This is a genomic window from Microbacterium californiense (assembly GCF_047246625.1).
Lineage (GTDB): Bacteria > Actinomycetota > Actinomycetes > Actinomycetales > Microbacteriaceae > Microbacterium.
Map to the genome: position 1 here is coordinate 642,800 of NZ_JBFOKQ010000001.1, position 23,244 is coordinate 666,043.

A 23,244-nucleotide genomic window follows, 5' to 3' on the forward strand; every position below is an offset into this window, starting at 1 on the left:
ACGGCGAGATCACGGGGACAGCAGGGTCAGGGCACGGCGGTGCAGGCCGGGAGCTCGTCGACGTCGCCGCCGTCGGCGATGACCTCCAGCGCGTCCAGCGACTCCTCGAGCGTGGCCGTGCGGATCACCCGCAGACCGTCCGGCACGTGGCCCACGACCTCGTCGCAGTTGGATGCCGGGGCGAGGAAGAACTCCGCGCCGGCGTCCCGCGCACCGTAGAGCTTCTGACGGATGCCGCCGATCGGCCCGACCGTGCCGTCCGCCTCGATCGTGCCGGTGCCTGCGATGTTCTCTCCGCCGTTGAGCTCGCCGGGGGTCAGCTGATCGATGATGCCGAGGGCGAACATCATGCCGGCGCTGGGCCCGCCGACGTTGTCGAGCTGGATCGTGACGTCGACGGGGAAGTCGTAGTCCGTGCGCAGCGTGATGCCGATCAGCCAGGTCGTGGTCCCGCCCTCGGTGTGCTCCTCCGGCGTGAGCTCGACGTCCTGCTCCTCGCCGTCGCGGAGCACCGTCAGGTCGACGGCCTCTCCCCCGGCGTCCTGGATCTGCTGACGCAACTCCTTCGCCGAGGTGACCGGCGAGCCGTCGATCCCGGTGATGACGTCGTCCGGCTCGAGCACGCCGTCGGACGGGGTGTCGTCGACGGCCTCGACGACCACGACCTGCGCGCCGGTGTCGTAGTCGAGCTGATTGAGGGCCGCGGCCGTCGCCTCGTGCTGCGAGTCGATCATCAGCGTCGCGTTGCGCTCGTCGCGCTGCTCGCTGGTCACGCCCTCGGGGAAGACCGAGTCGAGCGGCACGACCGCCCGGGAGGAGTCGGTCCAGGCGAGCGCGAGCTCGAACCAGCTGGGCGTGCGCTCGCGGTTGCCGACGACCTGCACGGTGGTCAGGTCGAGGGTGCCGCCGGTGGGGAACGTGTCGGCGCCGTCGATGCTAATGAGCGGCACGTCCTCGCCGTCGGTGCCGGCGGCCGTGCCGAGGGTGTCGTAGACCGGACCCGGACGCTGGATCACGTACGGCGTGGGGAGGAAGGTCAGCACCACGAGGGCGATGAGCGCGACGATCAGCGCCCAGACTCCGAGTCCGAGCTTCACAGGCCGCGTTCGTTGCACAGCATCCTCCGTCGTTCGCGAGCGGCGTACAGCGATCTGCCGCCTGGGGGGTCGCTCGCGGAAACCTGTGACTAGCGTAGATGGCACGGCTATAGGCGTGCTGAGAGGGCGATCGACATGGCAGACAACGACCCGACACCCGAGGACTTCCAGGAGTTCCTCCGACGGATGCTGTCCGGCCAGGGCGGCGACATCGACCCCGAGGCCCTCCGCGGCGCCTTCGAGGGCATGGACGGCTTCGCGCTCGACCCGGCGATGATGCAGACGATCATGTCGCAGCTGCAGGGCGCGTTCGGCGGCGACCCGTGGGAGAACACCCTCCGACAGGCTCTGCACATCGCGAACCGCGACGGCCAGGGCATCACCGACGGCTCGCGCTCGTCGCTGGGCGACGCGTTCTCGCTCGCCGCCCTCTGGCTCAGCGAGGCGACGACCATCTCCGAACTCGCCCAGGCGCCGGTGGCGATGACCCGCGGCGAGTGGGTCGAGAAGACGCTGCCGGTCTGGAAGGAGATCGCGGGCCCGGTCTCCACCAGCATCGCGGATGCGCTCACCAGCGCTCTCGACGCCCAGGTGCCCGACGACATGCGCGGCGTCGTGCAGGGCGCGGGACAGCTGATGCGGGGGCTGGGCGGAAGCGTGTTCGCGGCCCAGTTCGGGCAGGTGCTCGGCAACCTCTCGCGTGAGGTGGTCTCGGGCGGCGACGTCGGCATCCCGGTGCTCCCGGCGGGCACCGCCGCCGTCATCCCGCAGAACATCGCCGCGTTCGGCGAGGGGCTCGAGATCCCGGAGGATCAGATCGCGCTCTACCTCGCCACCCGCGAGCTCGCCTACGCGCGCCTCTACCGGCACGCCAAGTGGCTGCACCTGCACGTCATGGCGCAGATCACCGACTTCGCACGCGGCGTCACGGTCGACGTCGATGCGCTGGAGGATGTCGCCAGCCGTCTGGACCCGTCGGATCCGGAGGAGCTGCGGGCAGCGATCGAGGGCGGCGCGCTGCTGCCCTCGCAGACCGAGGCGCAGCGCGAGGCGCTGACACGGCTCGAGAACCTGATCGCCACGATCGACGGCTGGGTCGACGTGGTCACCGCCCAGGCGACCTCCCGTCTCCCCGACGGCGCCCGTCTGGCCGAGGCGGCACGCCGCCGTCGCGCCGTGGGCGGTCCCGCCGAGGACGCCCTCGGGGCGCTCGTCGGTCTCAAGCTCCGCCCGCGCCGCATGCGCGAGGCCACCGCGATGTGGCAGGCCGTGACGGACGCGGTGGGGGTGGGTGCGCGGGACGCGCTGTGGGACTACCCCGATCTCATGCCGACGGCGGAGGACATCGACGACCCGACGGCGCTGGTGGCCCGCATGCAGGCGACGGCACGGGGCGAGCAGCCCGCCGCCGACGAGTTCGACGAGGCGCTCGCGCGTCTGCTCGACGGCGACGACTTCTCGGAGGACCCCGGTGACCGGGGCGACGAGGACGCTTCTCGGGACGGCGGCTCGGGCGACACGCCGGACGACGAGAGCGGCGACGAACGACCCGACGGCGACCGCCCGGTCTGACCCGGCCCGGTGCTCCCCGACCGACGCGATCGACCACTTCTCCTCCCCAACCGGGGGGACTACGGCAGTTTCTCCACCGATGCGCGGTGACCCGCCCGCCGAGCCGCCCGCGTGCCGACAATCGACGGATGCCCCAGCGAACGTCGAGCGCCCTGACGCGCCTGGACCCTGCCTTCCCCCTGCTGTGGAGGGATGAGCACACGATCCAGATCGGCGTCGACGACGGTGCCCTGGTCGACGCGCAGGAGCCGTGGGTCGAACTGCTCCTCTCCCGCCTGCGCCGCCCGTTCCGGCGCGCCTCGTTCGACGTCCTCGCCCATGCGATGGGCGCTCCCCGCGTCGCCGCGCGGCTGCTGCTCGAACGCGTGGAGCCGTTCCTGCGCGACGAGACCCCCCTCCCGCACGCCGCGTGGGTCGAGAGCCACGACGTGTCGGACGCCCGATGCCACCACCGTCTCCGCGAGTCGCTCACCGACGAAGGCGTGCCGGACGGACTCCCCTCGCACCGCGGGGACGTCGCGGTCGTCGTCGTCCCGGGAGCGGCGGCGGCGCTGCGGTTCGCCGCGTTCCTTCGCGACGACATCCCTCATCTGCCGGTGGCGCTCGGTCCGGGACGGGCGACGATCGGTCCCCTCGTGCTGCCGGGCGAGTCGCCGTGCCTCTCGTGCCGCGACGGCCTGGCGCGGGAGGCCGACCCCGCCTGGCCGCGCCTGCACGCGCAGCTCATCGGCCGCGACCCGGGACCGGTGCCGGCGGCGCTCATCGCCTCGGCGGGCGCCGTCGTCGCTCGGATGCTCTCGGAGAAGGAGACCGGGCACCCCGCCGAGATCACGCTTCGCGCGGACGGCTCGCGCGAGCGGCGCGCGGTGGGGTTTCACGCAGGATGCCGGTGCCGCGAGACGTCGTTCCGATCTCCGCCAGGAACCGCGAGGGCGCCCGCTCCCCTCGCCCCGCCGATCGGGACCACGACAGGGACAGCGTTCGCGCGGCTCGCGTGACTCCGACGTAGGCGAGGCGCCGCTCCTCGTCGATCGCGTCGAAGCCGGTCGCGTACGAGATGGGCAGCGCCCCCTCGGCCCATCCGGCCAGGTGCACGTGCAGCCACTCCAGGCCCTTGGCCGCGTGCAGCGTGGACAACGTGACCGTTCGCATGGCGGGCTCGTGCTGGTCCTTCGCCCGCGCCATCAGCGCGTCGCTGAACGAGCGCAGGGTCGCCGCCGGCCCCGCCTCCTCCGCCAGGCGCAGGATCGCGCGCCGCGCCTCCCAGCCGTCCCGCTGCGCGCCGCCGGCTGCCGGGGGCTCGTCCGTCAGACCCAGTTCCCGGAGCACCCGCTGGACCGCGGGAAGGAAGCCGTGCTCGGTGGGGGCGACGGCCGCCGCGCGGAGCGCGAGGATGGCCTGTCGCACCTCCGGCATCGAGAAGAAGCGCGTACCGCCCAGCACCGTCGTCGCGATCCCGGCCGCGGCCAGCGCCTGCTGGATCGCGGCGGACTGCGCGTGGGCGCGGTAGAGCACCGCGATGTCGGCCGGAGAGACGCCGTCGCCGATCTGCGCTGCGATCGCCGAGGCGATGCCCTCCGCCTCGTCCCGCTCGCTGTCGTAGGCGGTGACCGTGGGAACCTCCGTCGCGAACTGCTCGCGCGCCGGCGTGAGCTCGAGCGCGCCGGGACGCCCCTTCATCAGGGCGTTCGCGGCAGCGAGGATCGGCGCCTGCGAGCGGTAGTTGGTCTCGAGGCGCACCACGGTGGCGTCCGGATGCCGACGCTCGAACTCGAGCAGGAACCGCTGCTCCGCCCCTGCGAACGAGTAGATCGTCTGGCTGGCGTCGCCCACCACGCAGATGTCCCGCCGGTCGCCGAGCCACAGCTCGAGCAGGCGGTTCTGCAGCGGCGAGACGTCCTGGAACTCGTCGACGGTGAAGTGGCGGTACTGCTCGTGCACCGAGGCGACGACGCGCGGCTCCGCCTCCAGCATCCCGGCGCAGGCGAGCAGCACGTCCTCGAAGTCCAGCTGGTGCCGCTCGTCCTTCAGCGCCTCGTATCCGCGCTGCAACTCGACCAGCTGGGTCGCGTCGATGCCCGTGACCGACCGCCCGAGCGCCGCGTGCTGCTCGATCGACAGCATCGACACCTTCCGCCACTCGATCTCCGAGGCGATGTCGCGCAGCGTGGCCGTGCTGGGGCGAAGGCGCAGCGCATCGGCTGCCTGCCCGAGCATCCGGACCTTGTTGTCGATGATCGACGGGGCGGGTGCGCCCGCGAGCGTGGGCCAGAAGAAGTTCAGCTGCGCCAGCGCCGCGGCGTGGAAGGTCCGAGCGGCGACGCCCTCCACGCCGAGGGCGCGCAGGCGTCCGCGCAGTTCACCCGCGGCCTTGGCGGTGAACGTCACCGCCATGACGCGCGAGGGCGAGTAGGCCCCGGTGTCGACCCCGTGCGCGATGCGGTGCGTGATGACCCGCGTCTTGCCCGTCCCCGCTCCGGCCAGCACGGCGACGGGTCCGCGCAGCACGGAGGCCGCCTGACGCTGTCTTTCGTCGAGGGCGTCGAGTGCGCTCACGCGTCGCCCTCGCACCAGCGGGAGATCAGCGCGCGTGCGATCGACGCCGGACCGGGGAGTCCGACGGGGCCGTCGCCGGCCAACGCGGACGCGATCTGGGCGCGGGTGAACCACCGCACGTCGATGATCTCCTCGCCGTCCGGACGCGCGGCCGACTCCTCGTCGACCACCGCCCGGAAACCGATCATGAGGGATCGCGGGAACGGCCAGGCCTGGGAGGAGACGTAGTGGACGGCGGACAGGGCGACCCCGGCCTCCTCCAGGATCTCCCGCTGCACGGTCGACTCCAGCGGCTCCCCCGCCTCGACGAAGCCGGCGAAGCAGGAGTACATGCGTCCACCCCAGTTGGCGTTCGCCCCGAGCAGCAGACGCTCGCCGTCGCGGCTCTCGACCGCGACGATGACGGCGGGGTCGGTGCGGGGGAAGTGGTCGCGTCCGCACGCGAGGCAGCGCCGGGACCACCCCGCCTGCCGCAGCTCCGTCCCCCCGCCGCAGGTCGGGCAGAAGGCCGCGTCGCGCAGCCATCCCGCCACGGCGAGCGCCGTCACCAGCAGGTCGGCCTCCGCGGCGTCGAGGCTCGCGCCGAGGTCGCGCAGCCCGAGCCAGGTCTCCTCGGGCGCGGCATCCACCGGCTCCTCCTCGCGCGGAACGGCGGCGACCAGGAGGGGCGTGCCGTCCTGCTCCCGGCCCAGCAGCGCCCAGGCGGCGTCGATCGGCTCGGCCGGGTCCGTGCGCACGAGTCGCAGGTCGGAGACCCGCACGCGTCCCTCACGCACCACCACGACGCGCGTTCCGGGCTCCTGGCGCAGACGATCGATGACGTCCGGTTCGTCACGGAGCTCGGCCGCGCGGTCGAGGGATGGACGGTTCCTGGTCATCGACTCCCTCTCTCACGGGCGTGGCGGAGGCGGGACCGCCCTCGCGCCGACCTAACCTGGGGGCATGGCACGCTCACCTTTCACTCTAGCCGCGGCGGTGACAGCGGCACTGCCCGGTGCGGAGGTCACGGGGGCCCGTGCGCTCAGCGCGGACGGTGATGCCCGCTTCGACTCCGCCGTCGCGTCTCTCGCCGACGGCCGCGAGCTCGCGATCCGGGTCGCGGACGATGACGATGCCGCCCGCGAACTGGCCGCCGAGGCGCTCGCCCTGCGCGCGCTGACGGCCGGTGCCCGGGCGATGCTCCCGTTCCGCGCGCCCGAGTACGTCGGCGAGACGCGCGTCGGCGACGCCCCCGCTCTCGTGACCGAGCTCCTTCCCGGCTTCCAGATCGAAGCGGCGCACGTGCCCGCCGGGCGCGGCGCCGCGGAATCGATGGGCGCGGCCATCGCCGCCGTCCACGGGCTCCCCACCTCCGTCGTCCGCGGGGCGGGGCTGCCCTCGCGCTCGGCCGAGGAGGCGCGCGCCGACATCGGTCGCCTCGTCGACGACGCCGCCGCGACCGGCCGGGTGCCCGCCCGCCTGACCGTGCGGTGGCGGGAGGCCGTCGCCGACGACGACCTGTGGCGGTTCGAGTCGACCATCACGCTGAACGGCGTGCAGGCGACGTCGTTCCTCTTCGACGACGACGACGAGCGGGGTCCGCACGTGGTCGGCCTCATCGGATGGCACGGCCTCGCCATCGGCGATCCCGCCATCGACCTCTCCTGGCTGTCTGCCGCACCGGATGCCGCCGCCGATGTCCAGGCCTCCTACACCCGCGCCCTCGACCGCGCCCCCGATCAGGCCCTGGAGGTGCGGGCCCGGCTCCTCGCCGAGCTGGAGTTCGCCCGGTGGCTGGTGCACGGCGACGCGCTGCGCCGCCCCGACATCGTCGACGACGCCGCCGCGCTCCTGGAGGCACTGGCCGAAGGGCTGCGCCACGAGGATCTCGCCGTGGTCGCCGATCGGAGTGCGGGAGTGGATTCCGCGCTGGACGCCCTCGACCGCGTGCCTGCGGGGCAGTCGGCCGGCGGAGACACCTCGATGCAGACCGACGCGTACAGCCCGGACGAGCTGTGGGCGGCCGAGCAGCAGGACACCGCCGACCGCGGAGACGACGCGGATGCCGCGGCTGCACGTCGCGCCGAGATGGTGAACGTCGAGACCGAGGACCTCTCGGGCGTGGCCGACCTGTTCTCCCCCGATGCCGCCGACCGGTCCTCCTCGCGGGACGCAGCGTCGCCGGCTGCAGCAGCTGGCGCGTCACGGGAGGACGCGGACGGCGACGACGAGGAGGCTCAGCGCGCTGCGCGAGCCGCGCTCCAGCGCTGGAAGAGCTCCGCCTCCGAGTAGACCCGGTCGCCGCGGATGATGCGGTCGTCCGCCACGTAGTACAGGGCCACGTCGATCTCGTCGAGCGGAACGCCGAAGCGGCGGTGGTAGGCGAGGCGGTACAGCGCGAGCTGCAGCATCCGCTCCTCCTTCTCCGCCTCGGTGCGCGGAGGCTTGCCCGTCTTCCAGTCGACGATCTCGATCCGCCCCCCGCGGTCGTCCCGCCGGTACACGGCGTCGAGCTTGCAGATGACGATGTGCGCGGCATCTCCGACGCCCTCGAGTCCGGCGCCCAGGGCGAAGTCGATCTCCATCTCGACCGCCAGCGGACGCAACGCGCCCCACTCGCTGCGTTCGAACGTGGCCTGCAGCGCCTCGAGCTCGAGCCGGTCCGCGCTCTCCCCCGCGAGGGATCCGGCGTCGTCCGTCGACTCGTCGTCGGCGTCCGTCTCCCAGAGGGCCTCGTCGACCCGGGTTCCCGTGCCCACGAGCGACGACCGCTGCTCGACCCAGGCATGGAACAGGGTGCCGAGCCGCGTCTGCCGGTAGGGACGCTCGGGCATCGGTCGGATCACCGAGGAGAGGGTTCCCTGGAAATCTGTGACGTAGTCCTTGAAGCGTGACGCGGGGACGCGGGTCGGAGCCTGCGCGTCGACGCCCCGCAGTCGCGCGGCTCGCTCGGCCAGCAGACGTGCGAGCTCCTCGGTGGGTACGGGCTCCTCGGCCCGCTCGGCGGCCTGGCGCACCGCTGCGGCCGCTGCCTCGACGGGACCGCGGCGGGCGCCTAGCGGATCGAGCGGCCACCAAAGGGTGGCCCCGGGGCCGTCGTAGGGGTTCTCGTCCGGGTCGACCGGCTCGATCGGGTCGAGCCCGAGCACGACGAGGGCGTCGAGCAGGAACGGACTCGGGGTCCGGGGCGCCTTCTGGCCCGCCCAGTGGGCGCCGCTGAGGAGGAGGTGGGTCCGCGCGCGGGTGATCGCCACGTAGGCGAGCCGACGTTCCTCCTGCTGCTGGTAGGCGCGGTAGGCGTCTTTGAATCGGCGGAGCGCGCCGCCGCGAGGGTGGGCCTTCGTGATGCCGCCCGAGAGAGAGGACTGCGCCAGCGCCGACCTCTTGCGGGGATCGGCCTCGTCGCCGGCGGCCGCCACGGGGTCCCACTCGAAGCGCGGCAGGGCGTCGCGATCGCCGCGCAGGGCGAACGGCACGACGCCGAAGCCGAACCAGCCCGAAGTGTCCGACACGCGGCTGGGCAGCTCGTCGACCACGAGGCGGACGACCGCCACCGCGTCCCACTCAAGACCCTTCGAGCCGTGGATGGTCAGCAGCTGCACGACGCCCGGTTCCGGGGGCTCCGGGCGCGGCATCAGCTCGTCGGTGCTTTCGGCCTTGTCGAGCCACGCCAGGAGGCTCCCGATCGATCCGCGCTCGTCCGCCGCGAGGAACGCGCGGACCTCGTCCGAGAACGCCCGGAGCTGCGTCGACGCCACGCGCGCCGGACCGCGGGTCTCGTTCGCGGCGAGCTCGATGTCGAGGCGCAGCTCGAGCTCGATCAGCCGGAGCAGCTCGGGGATCGGCTGCGAGGACGCTCGGCGCAGGCGCTCGAGCATCTCGCCGGCCGCGCGGATGCGGGAGCGTCCCTCGGGAGAGATGTGCTCGAGCATCCGGTAGTCGTCGCGGACCGCGCGCACCACGTCGACCGCGTCGATGATCGACACCGCCTCGTCGGCGCCGCGCGAGGACCGCAAGCGCACCCGCACCTCCTCAGGGAGCGGCATCATGCCCGTGTCGCGCTCGGCGAGCTTTCGCCCGAGGTCGTGCAGCGCCGCCATGTCGGCGACGCCCACACCGAACCGCGGGCCGGTGAGCAGGCGGATGAGCGCAGAGCCGGCGTTCGGATCGTGCACGACGCGCAGGGTGGAGACCACGTCGACGACCTCGGGCGTCGCGAGCAGACCGCCCAGACCCAGGATGCGGTGCGGGACCCCCTCGGCCGCGAGAGCAGCGGCGAACGTCTGCATGTGCCGCTTCGAGCGGAACAGGATCGCCCCGGTGTGCGGACGACCCGCCGCATCCGCGTCGTGGGCGGCGCGGCGCTCGACGAACCAGCGCGCGACCTCTGCCGCCTCGTCGTCCACGGTGAACGGGAACCGCACGTCGACGGTGCCCTCGCCGGCGCCGGGGCGCGGGTCGAGCGGCGGGACGTCCAGGCCGGGGCGCTGCAACGGCTCGAGTACGCGGTTCGCGATGTCGAGGATGCCCCGATCGTTGCGCCAGCTCGTCATCAGGCTGTACGTGCGCCCGGGCGTCGACCGGGCGAAGGCCCCCGCGAACGCGTACAGGTTGTCGGCGCTCGCGCCGCGCCAGCCGTAGATGGACTGATGGGGGTCGCCGACGGCCATGACCGCCGAGTCGCGGAACAATTCCGCGAGGAATCGCGTCTGGATGACCGAGGTGTCCTGGTACTCGTCGAGCAGGACCACCCGATGCTGCTCGCGGAGCTCGGCGCGGACGTCGGGCGACGACTCGACGATGTCGTAGGCGCCGCCGACCTGATCGGCGAAGTCCAGCACGCCGCGGCGCTGCTTCTCGGAGGCGTAATCCTCGACGAGCCGGGCGAGCGTGGGAAGGCTCGTGAGGTTCACGGCGGCCTTGTCGACGTCGGCGTTGCCGCGGAACGGCTCGAACGACGCCGCCGTGTCGCGGGCGATCGCCTCGGCCCGCGCGAGGTCCACCCGGTGGTCCAGCACGTCGCCGGCAAGCCGCTGCACGGCGTCGATGACCGTGCCGAGGGCGTAGTCGATGCCCTCGAGCTCGGGCAGGTCCGCCCGGAGCACGACCTCTCGCGCGAGCATCCACGACGCCGCCTGGCTCAGCATGGCCACGTCGCCGTCGCGTCCGATACGGGCGGCATGCTCGCGGACGATGCCGTCGGCGAACGCGTTGTAGGTCGAGACGCGCGGCCGGATCATGAGGTCCTCGGCCGCGCGCGGGGTCGCCCGGTCCCATCCCGTCGCGTACGCGTCGGCGAGCTCGTCCAGCACGTGCGAGCGCACGAGTTCCCGTTGACGTCCCTCGACCGCTTCGTCCACCCGACGCAGCGCGCCGGAGCGCACGATCTCGGCGAGATGCGGGAGCAGGCCGCGGCGACCGTACTCGTCGATCACGGCCAGGCGATGCCCGATCCGCTCGGCGAGCTCTCCCGCCGCCTTGCGCGTGAAAGTCAGCCCGAGGATCTCGTCGGGGCGGACGTGCCCGTTCGCGACGAGCCAGACCACCCGTCCCGACATCGTCTCGGTCTTGCCGCTGCCGGCGCCGGCGACGACCAGCGCCGGCTCGGGCGGGGCCTCGATCACCTGCTGCTGAGCGGGTGTCGGCGAGGGCTGCCCGAGCGCGGCGGCGACATCGGTGGCACGGATCCCGAACGTGCCCTGCCAACCGGTCACGCACTCACCGCCGGCACCGTGTGGATGCGGCACGGGTAGACCCGACGCTGGGTGTCGGCGCAGTGCGACTCGACCTGCGCCGTGAAGCTCGAGGCCGCCATCCCGCGAGCGGCATCCGCGACCCGTCGGAGGAACGCCGTGCGCGCCGCGTCGTCCAGCGGGTGCTGGTGGGCGACCCGGTAGTCGCTCTTGGCGAGGGTCTTCGAGACGATCACCAGACGGGCGCCGGCGAGCGCGTGCGCCGCCGCGCCCTCGATGAGCCCCTCCTGCACGGCCACCTGATAGGCCGCCAGCTGCGCGTGCTCGACCACGCCCGAGTCCGACTCCGGATCGTTCTTGCCGGTCTTCAGGTCGACGACGATCGCCCGTTCGCCGCCCTCCGCGCCCGTCGCCATCTCCACCCACCCCCGGCCCCGGGCGTGCGCATGCTCGCCCCCGGGCACCGGGTACGCCTCGACGCGATCGATGTACCCGCTGACGACGGCCCGTGCGCCGATGCCCTTGCTGCCGATCGGATGCACGGTCGGCGGCCGCTCGTCGTCGGGGAGCGCGACCGCGAAGTCGAAACGCGTCTCGCTCCCGAGCACGCGGCCCCCGTCTCGGCGGACCTCGCCGAGGTACGAGTGCAGCCTGTCCACGAACAGGTCCGCCCGTCGCCGCTCCTTGCGTCCGATCCACTCGGTCTCGAAGTCGAGCTCCGGCCAGTGCTCCTCCACCACCGCGCGCATGCGCTCGAGGTCGCCGTCGGGCGCCTTCTCCATCGCCTCGTGAATGATGGTGCCGATCCCGGCGGTCGGCGGCATCACCGCGTCGCCGCCGAGCGCCGCCACCGCCCAGTTGAGACCGCACTCCTCGTACGACTCCATCGTGGAGGGCGAAACTCTCGCCCCCTCCGACACGAGGTCGCGCAGCGGTGCATCGGTGCTGGGCGGCAGGATGCCGTACCACTCGGTCGGATCGGCGCCCGGCACGTGCTCGCGGGCGAGAACCGCCAGCTGCCCCGCTGCCTCCCGTCGAGCGGCCGCCGACCCCGAGGTGGTCAGGACTCGCCGGTGCCGCGCGACCAGACCGCGCAGCGTCAGCGGATGCTCGGCCGAGGCATGGTTCTCGGGAGCGTCGGGCTGCGGCAGGAACGCGAAGAACGGGCTCGGGCTGAGGTCGTCGTCGTCGACGGCCGTCACGAGCAGGCGCGTCCGGGCACGGGAGATGGCGCGGACGAAGAGCCGGAGCTCGTCGTGGAGCGCCGCACGGCGACGATCGACGATGCCCGGCGCCTCGATGCGCGCGCCGGTGCGCCGCGCGGTCACGGTGTCGGCGAGTCGCCACGTCTGCAGCAGGCCTCCACGGAGCCGGAGGTTGGGCCAGATCCCGTCCTGGAGCCCGGCGACGACGACGGCGTCGAACTCGGTGCCCAGCGCGGTCGCCGGGGTGAGCAGCGTGACCCGGCCGGGCCGATCGGGGGTCGAGAGCGAGTCCTCGGGCACCTCGCTGTCGAGGATGTCGCGCACGAAGGCCTCGGGCCTCTCGTTCGGGGTGCGCTCCACGAAGCGCTTCGCCGCGTCGAAGAGCGAGACCAGCGCGTCGAGGGATCGCGCCGTCTCGGCCCCCGCGGGCTGGAGCGAGATCTCCCGCCAGGCGACCTGCAGCCGGCGCCCGTCGACCGCGCGCGCCCGGTCCCAGATCCGCCACAGCAGGTCGTGGGCGGTCTCTCCCGCCGCGGCAGCCGCGGAAACCTCTGCCAGGGTGTCGGCGAAGCGCGCGGCCGTCCGGGACTCGGGCGCATCGATGAGCGTCAGCTGAGCCGGAGTCGCCATCGCACGCCGCAGCAGCTCTCGGGCCGGCGTCGCGCCGCCCTGCTCCAGCTCGAGGTGCCTCAGCCGGGACCGCAGACGGCGCAGGCCGATCGCGTCCATGCCGCCGAACGGCGTCCGCAGCGCCTCCTCCAGATCGGCCGGGGTCCGGTCGTCGACCGGGGTGAGCGCGAGGCGGACGATGCCCACGATGTCGCGGACGACGCCCTCGCTGCCGAGCGGGCGCTGGACGCCCGCGGCCCGGGTGGGGATCTCGCGCGCCGCGAGCTCCGTCTCGAGCATCGTGACCTGCCGCGTGTCGTGCGCGATCACGGCCATCCGATCCCAGGCGATGCCGCCGGCCAGGTGCCAGTCCCGCATGACCCCCGCGATGCGGTCGTACTCCTCGTGCGGGGAGGGCGCCAGGAACGTCGTGACCACTCCGCCGCCGTCGTCGTCCGCATCGCCCACCGGCGCCCGCCGATGTTCCACGCGTCCCGCTGCTCCGATCGCCTGCGTCACGGTTCGCGTGAGTCGGGTGAGCTCCCGGTGCTGCCGGTGCGCGCCGTCGAGCACGTGCACCTCGCCCAGCGCGCCGGCGAGCTGCGCGAACAGCTCGGGGCTGGCCCCGCGGAAGGCGCCGGACGAGATGTCGGGGTCGCCGAACGCGAGCACCGCGATCCCGCGCTCCCGCAGGGCGCGCACCACCGCCACTCCCCCGCGCGTGAGCTCCTGCGCGTCGTCGATGAGGACCACTCGCAGCGCGGCGAGCGGCCCGAGCGTCGCCGGCTCCGCGGACCGGAGGATCTCGCTGGCCTCGCTCAGCAGATCGGCGGCGTCCCGATGCGCCGCTCGCAGCGCATCGAGCACCGAGCGGTACTCCACGAGGAAGTCGGCGGCGGCACGCCAGACCTCGTCTCCCGAGGCCCGCAGCTCGTCCGGCGACGCGCCGAGCTCGGTGCACTGCGCGATCAGGGCGCGCAACTCGGAACGGAACCCCTTCGAGGCCCGCACGGAGGGGCTGAGCCGCTCGGGCCACTCGATCAGGTCGTCCTCCGCGTCGCCCGCGAGCAGCTCGGCGATGATGCGGTCCTGGTCGGCGCCCGTCAGGAGCGCCGGCGGCTCGTCGCCCGCCTGCACCATGGCGCCGCGCACGAGCTGGAAGGCGAAGGACCCGAGCGATCGGGCGAGCGGGCCCGGCGTCGCCTGGCCGATCCGCACGCCGATGCGGTCGCGGAGCGCCGTCGCGGCCTGGCGGCTCGGCGCAAGCACGAGGACCTCCTCCGGGCGCAGCCCGGCCGAGTCGAGCAGATGGACCACCCGGTCGGTGAGCGTGCGCGTCTTGCCCGTCCCCGGACCGCCGATGATGACCCCGGATGCGGTCACGGCGGCCTCTTCGACGGCTCGCTGCGCGGCATCCTCTGTCATGTCCTCCACGCTAGCGGGACGCTCGGACATCGCCGTCGCACGCCCCGTGCGCTCAGGGCGAAACCGGCCGCAGCCGCCGATCCCGCGCGGGGAGGCCGGGGTACAGTTGAGCCAGACCGCGGACGGGACGCCCCCTCCGCCTTTCAACCCGGTCCTGACACTCCGAGGAGCACGCGTGGAAATCCGCATCGGCATCATCAACACCGGCCGCGAGCTGAGCTTCGACACGGGCACCAGCGCCGACGACGTCCGCGCCCAGGTCGCCGCCGCCCTGGAGCAGGGCACGCCGCACCTGAGCTTCGCCGATGTGAAGGGCAACTCGTACATCGTCCCGACCGCGAACCTCGCCTACATCGAGCTGGGCACCGAGGAGTCGCGCCGCGTCGGCTTCGTCGCCTGACGCGATGTACATCCTGCTCGCGATGATCGGCGCCTGCCTCCTCGGCATCGCCGCGCACTATCTGATCGACGGCCGCGACCTGCGGGGCGTGGCCGTCACCCCGGCCACCGCCACCGCCCTCTCGGCCGTGGTGTACACCGGGCTGCAGTGGGCCGGGCTGGCGCAGGACAACCCGTGGCTGTGGGTCGCCAGCATCCTGGGCTCGCCGGCGATCGCCGTGGTCGCGACCGTGACGCTCGTCGCGGCACGCCGCCGGTCGGATGCCGCGAAGGTCGCCGCGCTCGGCATCTGACCGCCGTGCTCGTCTCGCGTGACCTGCTCCGCCGAGGGCTGACCCGGCGATGGCTCAGGAGGCGAGCCCCATCGCGTCCATGCGACGCGCGTGGGCGCCCATGAGCTCGGTGTAGACCGGCTCGATCCGCTCGTCGTTCACGGCCAGGCGCTCGGGGCGCAACGCCGAGCGGCACACGAGGATCGTGTCGCCGACGAGGCGGCGCGCCCACATCGACAGAAGCGACCGCCACTCCTCGTCGCTCTCGATCGTCTCCTGGATGATGGCCACGATCTCGTGCCGGGCGTCGTCCTCGCGCAGGATCGCGGCGACCCGGTGGCCGATCTCGCCGTAGCTCGACGACAGGGCGAGGTAGAAGTCGTCCAGCATCCCCGCGGTGATGTACACCGCCAGCAGCGTCTCGCGGGGGCGAGCGCCGATGGTCTTGCGACGGAAGGCGTCGAGGTTCTCGCGGAACGGCAGCATGAGCTGCGTCGGGTCGTCGCCCCCCGCCTGGATGAGCTCGACGATGCCGCGGTGCTTGGTCAGGGCGGCCCCGGCGGCGCGGGACAGCGACTCCTTCTCGGCGAGTTCGGGCGTGGCCCGGATGAGCCGGGTCAGCGTCTCGAAGTACCCGAGCTGCAGGTAGGCCGCCTGGCCGAGGAAGCGCGGGAGCTCGGGCGCCAGTTCCGCGAAGTCCACACGCGTCGCGTCTCCCTGATCGCCGCGGCTGCGCAGAGCGAGCGTGCGTCGCGGCGCCGAATCGCGCTGCCAGAACCACTTAACCACGAGGTGTTCCTCCCGAGTTCGCCACGACGATCACCTTACCCCGGGCCCGCCGGCGACGGACGGCGCACCCGGAAGCCGGGCGGGCCGAGGGCGGTCCCGGCCGGACGGCGCCGCTCGGGTAGGCTGGAGGGTGTCCCGCCGTCGGAGCGGGACCCCGCGCCTGTGGCACGAAGACGGCGTGGATCGTTTACGTGGCGGTCTCAGCGCGACCGCCGGACAGGCAATCTGAACAAAGTGACTACTTTCTCTGATCTCGGAATCGATCAGGACATCGTCGATGCACTCGCCGCCAAGGGCATCGTGGACGCGTTCCCCATCCAGGAGCAGACCATTCCCCTCGGCCTCCCTGGTCAGGACATCATCGGTCAGGCGAAGACCGGAACCGGCAAGACGTTCGGCTTCGGCATCCCCGTCGTCCAGCGTCTCGGCCTGAACCCGGAGCCGGGCGTGAAGGCCCTCATCGTGGTCCCGACCCGCGAGCTCGCGGTGCAGGTGTACGAGGACATCGACCTGCTCACCAGCAACCGCGCGACGAGTGTCGTGGCGATCTACGGCGGCAAGGCCTACGAGGGCCAGATCGATCAGCTGAAGGCCGGCGCGCAGATCGTCGTCGGCACGCCGGGTCGTCTGATCGACCTCGCCGGTCAGCGCCTGCTCGACCTCTCGAACGCGACCGAGGTCGTGCTGGACGAGGCCGACAAGATGCTCGACCTCGGCTTCCTCGCCGACATCGAGAAGATCTTCCAGAAGGTGCCGGCCGTGCGCCACACCCAGCTCTTCTCGGCGACGATGCCCGGCCCGATCGTGGCGCTGGCCCGTCGCTTCATGTCGAATCCGATCCACATCCGCGCCAACGACCCCGACGAGGGCCTCACGCAGGCGAACATCAAGCACCTCGTCTACCGTGCGCACTCGCTCGACAAGGACGAGGTCATCGCGCGCATCCTGCAGGCCGAGGGGCGCGGCAAGACCGTCATCTTCACGCGCACGAAGCGCGCGGCGCAGCGCCTGGTCGACGAGCTGAACGACCGCGGCTTCAACGTCGGCGGCGTGCACGGCGACATGGGACAGGACCAGCGCGAGCGCTCGATGGCCGCCTTCAAGGCCGGCAAGAAGGACGTGCTGGTCGCGACCGACGTCGCGGCCCGCGGCATCGACGTCGACGACGTCACGCACGTCATCAACCACACGATCCCGGACGAGGACAAGACGTACCTCCACCGCGCGGGCCGCACGGGCCGCGCGGGCAAGACCGGCATCGCGGTCACGTTCGTCGACTGGGAGGACCTGCACAAGTGGGCCCTCATCAACCGCGCCCTCGAGTTCGGTCAGCCCGAGCCGGTCGAGACCTACTCGTCGAGCCCCCACCTCTACACCGACCTCGACATCCCCGAGGGCACGAAGGGCCGTCTCACCACCGCCCCGAAGGCCGAGGCGAAGAAGGCTCCGCGCACCCCGCGGCCCGAGCGCGCGGCGGATGCGGCGGCCGAGGGCACCGCGGAGGGCGGCACGCGCCGTCGCCGCCGTCGTCGCGGCGGCTCGTCGGAGGTCGGTTCCACGTTCGCCGAGGGCGCGGTCCCCGCGTCGTCCGGCGAGGCCGACAGCGCACCCGCGGCGGACCGCGCGGCGGAAGGCGCCGGCACGCACGACGGCGCAGGCAAGGAGCACCACGACGGCAAGTCCGCTCCGGCACGTCGCCGCCGTCGCCGTCGCGGCGGATCGGGCACGGGCGCCGCACCGGTCGCCGGAGCCTGACACCTCGTTCGGAAGGGGGCGGATGCTGCGGCATCCGCCCCCTTCCGTCATACCGGTCCGCGTCCTCCGCCGGCGACCCGCTCCCCGGCTCCGGCAGCCGGCTCGGCGAGGAGGCGCGTCGGCTCGCGCGGCGGGTACACCCAGGTGACCAGCACGACCGAGATGATCATCAGCAGGAACCACGACACGAGCTTGCCGGGCGAGACGAGCTGCCAGCCGTCGGCCTGGTCGGGATACGCCCAGGCGCCGGCGAGTGTGCCGATGTTCTCGGCGAAGTAGATGAAGACGGCGACGCCCGCGAACGCCAGCAGCAGGGGCAGCTTGAGCGTGCGGCGCCAGACCCGGGCGTGCATCACCGTCGGCATCCAGAGCAGCACCACCGCGAGCAGCAGCACCCACCGGGCGTCCCACCAGAAGTGGTGCAGGAAGAAGTTGACGTAGATGGCGGCGGCCACGATCGCCGTGACCCAGCGCCGCGGATAGCGCGTGAACCCGAGGTCGAAGACGCGGTACACGCGGACCATGTACGAGCCCACCGCGGCGTACATGAATCCGCTGAACAGGGGCACGCCGCCGATGCGCAGGATGCCGTCGCCCGCGTAGGTCCACGAGCCGACGTCCGTCTTGAACAGCTCCATCACGGTGCCGGTCAAGTGGAACAGGACGATGACCCAGAGCTCCCGACCGCTCTCGAGGCGGAACGCGAGCATCGCGATCTGGATGGCGACGGCCGCGAGGGTGAGGGCGTCGTTGCGGGCGATCACCGCGTCGTCGGGGTACCAGAGGCGGGCCGCGACGATGGCGAGCAGCAGGGCCGCGCCGAACACGCACGCCCACGCCTGCTTGAGCACGAACACGGCGAACTCGATCAGCGCCGCGCGGAACCCGCGCGCGGGGGCGCCATGGAGCAGACGGTGGGCGACCGCGTCGATGCGGCGCTCGAGGGCTGTGGCGCGTTGCATCCGCCGACCGTATCAACGTCCGTCGGACGGGAGCCGGGAGTTCAGGGGTAGCGCGGCGCCGTGCCGGTCGCGCGGGCGATCAGCCGCTCGACCATCTCGTCGGAGGTGGTGTTCTCACCCGGACGGTTGGGCTTTCCGGCGCCGTGGTAGTCGCTCGAGCCGGTGACGATGAGGTCGTGCCGGGCGGCGAAGTCCCTCAGCATCCGCTTGCCCGCGGCGGTGTTCTCGCGATGGTCGATCTCGAAGCCGCCCAGACCGGCATCGACCAGCCTCTCGAGGAAGGGTACGGGCATCATGCGGTCACGACCGGCGGTGACGGGGTGCGCGATGATCGCCACTCCCCCGGCATCCGTGATCAGGCGCACCGCGGTGAGCGGGTCGGGCGCGTAGTGCGGCTCGTAGTATCCCTCGCGGGGGTGCAGGATGCCGTCGAAGGCCTCGGTCCGATCCCGCACGATCCCGCGGGCGACGAGCGCGTCGGCGATGTGCGGGCGTCCGACGGTGGCATCCGGAGCGGTCTGAGCGACCACGTCCTCCCACACCAGGTCGTAGTCCCGGCCGATGTTGCGGACGATGCGCTCCGCCCGTCCGATGCGGTCGCCGCGGATGCGTTCCGTCTCGGCGCGGAGGGCGGAGTCGGACGGATCGAACAGGTAGCCGAGCACGTGGACGCTCCGCCACTCGTGCTTCGCCGAGAGCTCCATGCCGGGGAGGAAGGTCAGGCCGAGGGACGCCGCCGCCTCGGCCGCCTCGTCCCACCCGGTGGTCCGGTCGTGGTCGGTGAGCGCGACGGTGCGCAGCCCGTGCGCCGCCGCCTGCCGTACGACCTCGGCCGGCGACTCCGTGCCGTCGGACTGGTTCGAGTGCAGGTGCAGGTCGGCGGGACCGACGAAGCGGCGGGGTGCGGAGGCGGCCATCCTCCGAGCGTACCGAGCGACGCGCCCGGGAGACGCGCGGGGCGGGCTGCGGCAGGCACTTCACAGGCGGCGCTCCTAGGCTGTTGCCGATGTTTCGACTCCTCGGGATCCTGTTCACCGTGCTGCTCGCGGCGGCCACGGCCGTCGTGGTGTGGCCGCAGTTCTTCCGGCTGGAGCAGACGTACCCGTTCGCTCAGATCGTCGCCGTGCGCGGCCTCGTCCTGACCGCCTTCCTGGCGCTGGCCGTCGTCGCCCTGCTGCTCCTGCTCGCCCGGCCCCTGCGCGGGTTCGCCGCCTCGGTGCTGGTGGTCGCGCTGCTGGGCGCCGGGGCGACCGGCGTCATCGGTGCGACCCGGGGCTTCGGCGCCGACGCCCTGCCGGAGAAGACCGACTCCAGCCTCCGCGTGCTCACCTGGAACACCGCCGGCGAGGCGGTGCCCGCCGAGCAGATCGCCCAGCAGATCCTCGACCAGGGCGCCGACATCGTCGCGCTTCCCGAGACCACCGAGGCGGTGGGCGAGCGCATCGCGATCATGCTGCGCGAGCAGGGGCACCCGATGTGGGTGCACCACGTGCAGTTCCGTCCCGACATCCCGGACGGCCCGCAGTCCTGGCAGACCACCGTGCTCGTCTCCCCCGAGCTCGGCGAGTACTCCGTGATCGAGTCCTCCGAGGACGGCTCGAGCAACACCGGTTCGGTGCCGAGTGTCGTGCTGATGCCCATCGACGGCTCGGGACCCACTGTCGTCGCCGTTCACGCGGTCGCGCCGCGCATGGAGGAGATGGAGCAGTGGAAGAGCGACCTGCAGTGGATCGCCGACCAGTGCCCCGAGGGTGACTTCATCCTCGCCGGCGACTTCAACGCGACGATCGACCACATGGCGCCGCTCGGGGTGGGCGGGGGCGACATGGGTCACTGCCGCGACGTCGCCTCCCGCACCGGGAACGGGCTGAGCGGCACCTGGCCGAGCGAGTACCCGATCCTCGCCGGTGCGCCGATCGACCACGTGATGGCATCGCCGAACTGGACGCCCTCCGGCTCGGTCGTGCTGGAGGATGCCGGCGGCAGCGACCACCGCGCGATCGTCGTGCAGCTCGAGCCCGCCGGCTGACGGGGCGCTCGTGCGCCCAGGTGAGAGACTGGGAAGATGAGCACCGCAGAACGCGACACCGTCGCCGAGCCCGAGGCGCAGGCCGAGAACAGCAACACGAACCGCAGGCAGCCGTTCCCCCAGGGCTTCCTCGACACGATCTCGACCGGCTGGGCCGAGCGTCCCGAGACCCTTCCGGCGGCACGCGCCCAGGCGCCGTTCGCGGCCGTGCGGCGTGCGGCCCTCTCGGCCGCCTTCCCGGGCAAGCGCCTGGTGATCCCCGCCGGTTCGCTGAAGCAGCGCAGCAACGACACCGACTACGTCTTCCGCGCCCACTCGGCGTTCGCGCACCTCACCGGCTGGGCGTCCGACTCCGAGCCGGACTCGGTCCTCGTCTTCGATCCGACGGACGACGGCCACGACGTGACGCTGTACTTCCGCGAGCGCGCCGACCGCACCACCACCGAGTTCTACGCCGACGCGACGGTGGGCGAGTTCTGGATCGGGCCCCGGCCCTCGCTCGCGGGGGTCGCCGCCGATCTCGATATCGCGACCGCGCACCTGGCCGGCTTCTCCCCGGTCGACGGCGAGCTCGTGCTCGACGAGGACGAGACCCTGACGCGCGTCGTGTCGGAGCTGCGCCTCATCAAGGACGAGTTCGAGATCGCCGAGATGCGGCGGGCGGTGGAGATCACGGCGAACGGCTTCGACGACATCATCCGCGAGCTGCCCGCCGCTGTGGCGCACGCCCGAGGCGAGCGCGTGGTCGAGGGAGTCTTCCACCGTCGCGCCCGCGAGGACGGCAACGGGGAGGGCTACGACACCATCGCCGCCTCCGGCCCGCACGCCTGCTATCTGCACTGGACCCGCAACGACGGCACGGTGGTGCCGGGCGACCTCATCCTCGTCGACGCCGGCGTCGAGGCCGACAGCCTGTACACGGCGGACATCACGCGCACCCTCCCCGTCTCGGGAACCTTCACCGAGGTGCAGCGCCGCGTCTACGAGACGGTGCGCGAGGCGGCGGACGCCGCGTTCGCCGCGGCCCGCGTGGGGGTGCGCTTCCGCGACATCCACGCCGCAGCCATGACCGTCATCGCCGCCCGCACAGCCGAGTGGGGCCTTCTCCCCGTGACGGCCGAGAAGGCGCTCGACGCGGATGCCGGGGGCCAGCACCGCCGCTACATGGTGCACGGCACCTCCCACCACCTGGGCATCGACGTGCACGACTGCGCGCAGGCGCGCCGCGAGATGTACTACGACGGCATCCTCGCCCCGGGCATGGTGTTCACGATCGAGCCCGGCCTGTACTTCCAGATCGACGACCTGACGGTCCCCGCCGAGCTCCGCGGCATCGGCGTGCGCATCGAGGACGACATCCTGATGACCGAGGACGGCCCGGTGAACCTGTCGGCCGGCATCCCTCGCACCGCGGACGAGGTCGAGGCCTGGATGGCCCGCGTGCAGGGCTGAGCGCTCCGGCTGCGAGAAACGACGAGACGCCCTCTCCCGCACGGCGGGCGGGGGCGTCTCAGCGTGCGGAGACGAAATCGATCACGAGGGGAGCCACCGACGCGCCCACCTCGGATGCCGGGCGCTTGTGCCCCGCGACCTCGAAGCTGTGGCCGCCCCCGTCGATCCAGGCCACCGTCGCGTCCTGACAGGTCGCGACGACGTCGTGGAACTGGCCGAGCGGCTGGACGAACGGGTCGTTCGTGCCTTCCACGAACAGCTGGGGCACGGCGATCGCCGGCAGGTGCTCTGCCCGCAGTTTCTCGGGCTGGCCCGGCGGGTGCAGCGGATACCCCAGGTAGGCGAGGCCCGCCACCTCGAGCCCCTCGGCGACCGCCAGGGACGCCATCCTCCCGCCGTAGGACTTCCCGACGGCCCAGACCGGTGCCGCCGGATCCTCCCGGCGCAAGAGGGCGACGGCCGCACGCCAGGTGGCGACCGCGTGAGCGGTGGGGCCGGGCATCCGCCGTCCCTGCTCGACGTAGGGGAAGTTGAATCGGAGGGTCGACAGGCCTGCCGCGGTCAGCGCCTCGGCGAAGCCCGTCAGGAACGGGTGGTCCATGCCTGCGCCGGCGCCGTGCGCGACCAGGACGGTCGCAGCGCCGCGCCCTCCCGTCCGCTCGGCCGACACCGTCGTCGTCGCGTTCGGGAGCTCGACGTCGAAGGTGAAGCGCTCGCGCTCCTCCATCAGGCGGGCTCGGCCCTGCCCGGCGCGGGAGGAGCGGACCCGTCCGCGTCGGCCGGGGGCGCGGGTGCACCGTCCGGGGCTGCGGCCGGCGCATCGTCCTCCGGAGCGACCGGGTCGGCCGGGCGCGGCGGGATGACCGGTTCCGTCGGCGGGACCGGGGGCTGCCCCGGCGCCGTGCCGCCCGGTGTGATCCGTTCGCCGTAGCGGGGCGGCTCGTCGAGGTTCACCGGCGGGCGCACGGGCGCGGGGCGGTCGCTCCCCAGCACCTGACGGGCCTTGGCCAGCGACGAGGGCAGCACCGTGACCTCGTAGTGATCGGCCGTGAACTGCGTGACGCTCGCGAAGTCGCGACGGCGGCGGACGATGGCGAAGGTGAGGAGGCTGAGGATCATGCCGATCGCGACGCCGATCAGGACGAAGCCCACGAACAGCTGGATCGGCACCTCGGGGTTGCCGATCACGAGGATCGCCGAGAGGAAGAGTCCGATCAGCACGCCGTTGATGGCGCCCGAACGGGCGGCGGTCGCGTAGCCGAGCCTGCCCGTGACGCGCTCGACCGTGCGGATGCTCTGGCCGACGATCGCGATGTCGCGGGCGGGGACCTCCCCCGCGATCAGTTTCGACACCGCCTTCTGCGCCGCCTCGTAGTCGCGCAGCGAAGCCACGACCTCGCCGGTGTCGGTACCGTTCACGGGACGATTGAGCATGCTCATCCGGCCATTC

The 23,244-nt window shown here is 72.7% G+C and carries 17 protein-coding genes; 7 read left to right on the forward strand and 10 right to left on the reverse strand.

Going from position 1 to position 23,244, the window contains the following annotated elements:
- Window positions 1-26: 26 nt before the first annotated feature.
- A complete protein-coding gene (locus tag AB3M82_RS03140; protein WP_412955528.1) occupies window positions 27-1,115 on the reverse strand; it encodes a YlbL family protein in 1,089 nt (362 codons plus the stop codon).
- Window positions 1,116-1,232: 117 nt separating this feature from the next.
- Between AB3M82_RS03140 and AB3M82_RS03145 the strand changes: the two genes are divergently transcribed.
- Window positions 1,233-2,669 carry a zinc-dependent metalloprotease gene (locus AB3M82_RS03145; protein ID WP_412955529.1) on the forward strand — a complete coding sequence of 479 codons (1,437 nt, stop codon included), beginning with the start codon at window positions 1,233-1,235 and terminating at the stop codon, window positions 2,667-2,669.
- A gap of 828 nt (window positions 2,670-3,497) precedes the next feature.
- Here AB3M82_RS03145 and AB3M82_RS03150 read toward each other — a convergent pair.
- Both AB3M82_RS03150 and nudC read right to left on the reverse strand, forming a co-directional pair.
- On the reverse strand, window positions 3,498-5,225 hold the full coding sequence (locus AB3M82_RS03150) for an ATP-dependent helicase (RefSeq protein ID WP_412955530.1): 1,728 nt from the start codon (window positions 5,223-5,225) through the stop codon (window positions 3,498-3,500).
- Window positions 5,222-6,103, reverse strand: a complete 882-nt coding sequence (gene nudC / locus AB3M82_RS03155) for an NAD(+) diphosphatase (protein WP_412955531.1) — start codon at window positions 6,101-6,103, stop codon at window positions 5,222-5,224. Before nudC ends, AB3M82_RS03150 begins: the two co-directional genes overlap by 4 nt.
- Window positions 6,104-6,167: 64 nt before the next feature.
- Here nudC and AB3M82_RS03160 point away from each other — a divergent pair, with 64 nt between their 5' ends.
- Complete coding sequence (locus AB3M82_RS03160; RefSeq protein ID WP_412955532.1) at window positions 6,168-7,496, forward strand: protein kinase family protein; 1,329 nt, start codon at window positions 6,168-6,170, stop codon at window positions 7,494-7,496.
- On the opposite strand, the gene AB3M82_RS03165 is transcribed toward AB3M82_RS03160, so the two are convergent.
- On the reverse strand, window positions 7,442-10,918 hold the full coding sequence (locus AB3M82_RS03165; protein WP_412955533.1) for an ATP-dependent helicase: 3,477 nt from the start codon (window positions 10,916-10,918) through the stop codon (window positions 7,442-7,444). The two genes, AB3M82_RS03160 and AB3M82_RS03165, sit on opposite strands and share 55 nt — an antisense overlap.
- Window positions 10,915-14,136 (reverse strand): ATP-dependent helicase, encoded by a 3,222-nt coding sequence (locus AB3M82_RS03170; protein WP_412955534.1) that lies wholly within the window; start codon window positions 14,134-14,136, stop codon window positions 10,915-10,917. Before AB3M82_RS03170 ends, AB3M82_RS03165 begins: the two co-directional genes overlap by 4 nt.
- Before the next feature lie 175 nt (window positions 14,137-14,311).
- Here AB3M82_RS03170 and AB3M82_RS03175 point away from each other — a divergent pair, with 175 nt between their 5' ends.
- Both AB3M82_RS03175 and AB3M82_RS03180 read left to right on the forward strand, forming a co-directional pair.
- The gene (locus AB3M82_RS03175) at window positions 14,312-14,536 is read left to right on the forward strand and encodes a DUF3107 domain-containing protein (RefSeq protein ID WP_412955535.1); all 225 of its coding nucleotides are present in this window, start codon (window positions 14,312-14,314) and stop codon (window positions 14,534-14,536) included.
- 4 nt (window positions 14,537-14,540) lie between these two features.
- A complete protein-coding gene (locus tag AB3M82_RS03180; protein WP_412955536.1) occupies window positions 14,541-14,828 on the forward strand; it encodes a hypothetical protein in 288 nt (95 codons plus the stop codon).
- A 54-nt stretch (window positions 14,829-14,882) separates the two neighbouring features.
- Here AB3M82_RS03180 and AB3M82_RS03185 read toward each other — a convergent pair whose 3' ends face one another.
- Window positions 14,883-15,596, reverse strand: a complete 714-nt coding sequence (locus AB3M82_RS03185) for a ferritin-like fold-containing protein (RefSeq protein ID WP_412955537.1) — start codon at window positions 15,594-15,596, stop codon at window positions 14,883-14,885.
- A 234-nt stretch (window positions 15,597-15,830) separates the two neighbouring features.
- Between AB3M82_RS03185 and AB3M82_RS03190 the strand changes: the two genes are divergently transcribed.
- On the forward strand, window positions 15,831-17,351 hold the full coding sequence (locus tag AB3M82_RS03190; RefSeq protein ID WP_412955538.1) for a DEAD/DEAH box helicase: 1,521 nt from the start codon (window positions 15,831-15,833) through the stop codon (window positions 17,349-17,351).
- Between the two features lie 47 nt (window positions 17,352-17,398).
- On the opposite strand, the gene AB3M82_RS03195 is transcribed toward AB3M82_RS03190, so the two are convergent.
- Both AB3M82_RS03195 and AB3M82_RS03200 read right to left on the reverse strand, forming a co-directional pair.
- Window positions 17,399-18,313, reverse strand: a complete 915-nt coding sequence (locus tag AB3M82_RS03195; protein ID WP_412955539.1) for a DUF817 domain-containing protein — start codon at window positions 18,311-18,313, stop codon at window positions 17,399-17,401.
- A 41-nt stretch (window positions 18,314-18,354) separates the two neighbouring features.
- Window positions 18,355-19,230 carry a PHP domain-containing protein gene (locus tag AB3M82_RS03200; protein WP_412955540.1) on the reverse strand — a complete coding sequence of 292 codons (876 nt, stop codon included), beginning with the start codon at window positions 19,228-19,230 and terminating at the stop codon, window positions 18,355-18,357.
- A gap of 89 nt (window positions 19,231-19,319) precedes the next feature.
- On the opposite strand from AB3M82_RS03200, the gene AB3M82_RS03205 reads away from it, so the two are divergent.
- Together AB3M82_RS03205 and AB3M82_RS03210 are read left to right on the forward strand one after the other, a co-directional pair.
- Complete coding sequence (locus AB3M82_RS03205) at window positions 19,320-20,342, forward strand: endonuclease/exonuclease/phosphatase family protein (RefSeq protein ID WP_412955541.1); 1,023 nt, start codon at window positions 19,320-19,322, stop codon at window positions 20,340-20,342.
- Between the two features lie 36 nt (window positions 20,343-20,378).
- Entirely contained in the window at window positions 20,379-21,794 is a 1,416-nt protein-coding gene (locus tag AB3M82_RS03210) for an aminopeptidase P family protein (RefSeq protein WP_412955542.1), read from the forward strand.
- A 58-nt stretch (window positions 21,795-21,852) separates the two neighbouring features.
- Here AB3M82_RS03210 and AB3M82_RS03215 read toward each other — a convergent pair whose 3' ends face one another.
- Together AB3M82_RS03215 and AB3M82_RS03220 are read right to left on the reverse strand one after the other, a co-directional pair.
- The gene (locus tag AB3M82_RS03215; RefSeq protein ID WP_412955543.1) at window positions 21,853-22,521 is read right to left on the reverse strand and encodes an alpha/beta hydrolase family protein; all 669 of its coding nucleotides are present in this window, start codon (window positions 22,519-22,521) and stop codon (window positions 21,853-21,855) included.
- On the reverse strand, window positions 22,521-23,234 hold the full coding sequence (locus AB3M82_RS03220; RefSeq protein WP_412955544.1) for a YflT domain-containing protein: 714 nt from the start codon (window positions 23,232-23,234) through the stop codon (window positions 22,521-22,523). Before AB3M82_RS03220 ends, AB3M82_RS03215 begins: the two co-directional genes overlap by 1 nt.
- Window positions 23,235-23,244 lie beyond the last annotated feature (10 nt).